Source organism: Hamadaea sp. (assembly GCF_013362815.1).
Classification (GTDB): Bacteria; Actinomycetota; Actinomycetes; order Mycobacteriales; family Micromonosporaceae; genus Hamadaea.
In genome coordinates, this window is the sequence record NZ_JABFVK010000103.1 from 1 (window position 1) to 2,858 (window position 2,858).

The window sequence follows — 2,858 nt, forward strand, 5'->3', positions numbered from 1 at the left end:
CGAGGGAGAGCCCGACGTACGCGACCCGCTCCGCGCCGAGCATCCGGACGACGGCCAGCCAATCGGCCGTCATCCGGTCCAGCACCGCGTCGACGCCCTCGGCGACCATGCGCTCCTGATACTCCTTCGCCGGAATCGGAGCCCGCACGCGGTCGCCGTGGTACGGCCCGTCGATCGCCGCGGCAGCCAGGCCGTTCGCCGCGAACCACGTCCCCAGCTCGACGTTCCGGGGGCTGCGCTTGTGGCCGCTGCCGCCATGGCCGAGCAGAACAAGCCGAGCCGCCTCCGACCCGGCCGTCTCAGGCTCGGCCGCCTTGGGCTCGGCCGCCTTGGGCTCCTTCGCTGGGAGCCAGGCGACGCCGAGCACCGGCCCGGTCGCTCCGGTGATCTGGAAGGTTCGCTCGACGACACCGCTGGGACCGCTGCGATCAGGCATCGGCCCACCGCAGAACCCGGGTCGCGCGCAGCGTGTTCCACCGGCTCGGGCGGCCGTCGCCCTCCTCCAGCCCGAAGTAGACCCGGCCGGGGTGCGTACGCTCCAGCAGCCAGGTGCCGTCCGGCTGCTGCTTCGACCGGACGAGGTCGAGCGCCTCCGCCAAGCGCGCATCGGGCGCTCCGCCGACCGTCCGGAAGTACTCCAAGGCCCGCAGCGCGTCGTATTTCCACCGGACGGGAAACGAGAACTGCAGCCAGCTCGGGTCGACTATCTCGCCGGTGCTCAAGCGCCGGAGCAGCCGCCGTTCGAGGAGGTACTCCTCGCCTCGGCGACGCGCCTCGCGTACCTCGGGTGAAGCGCCGGTCGCCCGTTCGTAGGCGAGCAGTCCTTCCAGCACGTTTATCGTCGAGGCGAACGAGGAACGAACCGAGCCTGTCTCCAGCGCGTAGCAGTTCCAGCCGCCGTCGGCGAGCTGGTCCGCCAGTAGCCTGCTCACGATGCCGTCGACGTCTTGTCCGAAGTAGACACCGATGACGACCGTACGGCCGTTGATGCAGCAGTCCACCTCGCCGGAGAAGAACGGCCGGTCGTCATACTCCCAGCGGCTGTTCGCGCGTACCAGGTCGACGGCGCGGCGTACGCGCTCGGCCGCCGGATCGATCCCGAAGTCGACGAGCAGTTGCAGGGTCGGCAGCGTGGGGGTCCACGGCTGGCCCTCCTCCTTGGAGTGCTTCTCGGACCACCAACCGCCGGGGAAGCACGCGCCCCCGTCCCACTGGCCGTCGGCGCCCTGCTCGTCGAGCAGCCGCGCACCCCAGCCCGCGTACGCGATCCGGGCGCGCTCGGCCGCGACGATCTCGGGCGGCGTGTCGGTGAGATCGCGCAGGACCTGCCAGCGAAGGGCGGGATCGGAGTCTGATTCAGCGGAGCGCAAGAGCCACGGCAGCACGGCCATCGGCCGAGTCTAGCCACGAGGTCGGACGGTTTCCGGCGAACGCCCGCGGCGGATCAGCAGTGGTTCGGCCTACCCCGAAATGGGTACATCCGGCGTGGGGCAACCCTCGCCCGCGTCTCTGTCGCAGCACACTGGACAGACGACAGCGAACGGATGGTCCGACGATGAACCACACCGAGTACCGCGTAGTGCCGGACGGTGAGTGCTGGCAGGTCCGCCGGGACGGCGAGATGGTCTCCCGGCACGAGACCCGCGACGACGCCGTCGCCGCCGGTCGGCTGGCCGCGCGGGGCGAGAAGCCGAGCAGCCTGCACATCCAGGACCGGCCCGACCCCGGCCACGCCTGACGAGGAAAAGTGGCACGATCACGGCGTGCCCCGGATTGTCGTCGCCGATTATGACCCGACCTGGCCCGCGCAGGCCGCAGCCGCCATCGCCGATCTGCTGGCGCTGGGTCTGACACGCGCGCCGACGGGCGCGCTGGATCAGGGTTCCGGGTCGGATCTTGCCCCATGATTCGACCCGGAACCCTGATCCAGCGCCAAAGAAAGCGCCAAAGAAGGCGCCAAAGAAAGCGCCGAGGAAGGCGTCAAAGCGGCGGCGAGGTCGACCGGGCCGTAGCAGGTGCGCCCGGCCCCGGATTGCAGCGCCCAGTAGCGGTCGCCGAACGACCAGTGCCACCACTCGGTCGGATAGTTGATCATTCCGACGCTGGTCAGCGCGGTGCCGAGGGTCGACCGGGCCGAGCGGGCCGCCGACGGGATGTCCGTCGCGGCGGTGAAGCAGCGGTCGGCGCTTTCCAGCGGCGTCGCGTTGATCGGCGTACCGAGGTCGAGTTCGGTGCCGTCTTCGGCGCACAGCGTCAGATCGACAGTGCCGCCCGTGCTGTGCGGGGCCACCTCGGGTGGCGAGATGTACTTGCTGGCCTCGACGTGTACGCGCTCGGCGTCCCACTCCGGATGCGCCTGGCGCAGTTTGCCGGCGTACTCGCCGAAGTAGGCCGCCTGCAACGACAGCGGCCGGTAGCCCTCGACGATCAGCAGTCGCACGCCGTCCGGCAGCCGGCGCTGGGCGGTGAGGAGCCGGTCGATCACGCCCTCCCGGAGCAGCGCATAAGCGCCTAAGGGATCGGCGAGCCGATGATCGACCCGCAGCCCGTCCACGGTACGCACGTCGACGAGCGCCTCGCCGTTGTCGGCCACCGGCAGTTCGCGTACGCGACGGTCAGACAAGAGAATCACGGGTGGCTCCCAAGGCGGTGCTGATGAGGATGTCGAGCAGCTGCGGGAAGGCGATCCCGGCGACGGCCCAGATCTGCGGGTACTGGGAAGCGGCGGTGAACCCCGGGAAGGTGTTGACCTCGTTGATCACCGGACCGGTGCCGTCGGCCGGGAGGAAGAAGTCGACCCGCAGCAGGCCTCGGCAGTCGAGCGCCCGGAACGCCCGGACGGCCAGCGCCTGCAACGA

At 70.3% G+C, this 2,858-nt stretch carries 3 protein-coding genes and 2 pseudogenes; 1 reads left to right on the plus strand and 4 read right to left on the minus strand.

Annotated elements, in window-relative coordinates:
• A pseudogene (locus tag HOV77_RS32570) lies at positions 1–436 on the minus strand (hypothetical protein); the annotation flags it as partial.
• Positions 429–1,391: a hypothetical protein gene (locus HOV77_RS32575; RefSeq protein WP_290869541.1), complete on the minus strand. Its 963-nt coding sequence runs from the start codon at positions 1,389–1,391 to the stop codon at positions 429–431. The gene HOV77_RS32575 and the pseudogene HOV77_RS32570, both read right to left, overlap by 8 nt.
• Before the next feature lie 164 nt (positions 1,392–1,555).
• Here HOV77_RS32575 and HOV77_RS32580 point away from each other — a divergent pair, with 164 nt between their 5' ends.
• A complete protein-coding gene (locus tag HOV77_RS32580; protein ID WP_290869544.1) occupies positions 1,556–1,738 on the plus strand; it encodes a DUF2188 domain-containing protein in 183 nt (60 codons plus the stop codon).
• Between the two features lie 138 nt (positions 1,739–1,876).
• On the opposite strand, the gene HOV77_RS32585 is transcribed toward HOV77_RS32580, so the two are convergent.
• Both HOV77_RS32585 and HOV77_RS32590 read right to left on the minus strand, forming a co-directional pair.
• Positions 1,877–2,632, minus strand: coding sequence for a M15 family metallopeptidase (locus HOV77_RS32585; RefSeq protein WP_290869547.1), 756 nt, complete (start codon positions 2,630–2,632; stop codon positions 1,877–1,879).
• A pseudogene (locus tag HOV77_RS32590) lies at positions 2,616–2,858 on the minus strand (D-alanine--(R)-lactate ligase); the annotation flags it as partial. The gene HOV77_RS32585 and the pseudogene HOV77_RS32590, both read right to left, overlap by 17 nt.

Bases quoted from the DNA above. Each gene is read 5' to 3' on its own strand.
- HOV77_RS32580 (WP_290869544.1), top strand. From the start codon at position 1,556: ATGAACCACACCGAGTACCGCGTAGTGCCGGACGGTGAGTGCTGGCAG.
- HOV77_RS32575 (WP_290869541.1), bottom strand. From the start codon at position 1,391: ATGGCCGTGCTGCCGTGGCTCTTGCGCTCCGCTGAATCAGACTCCGAT.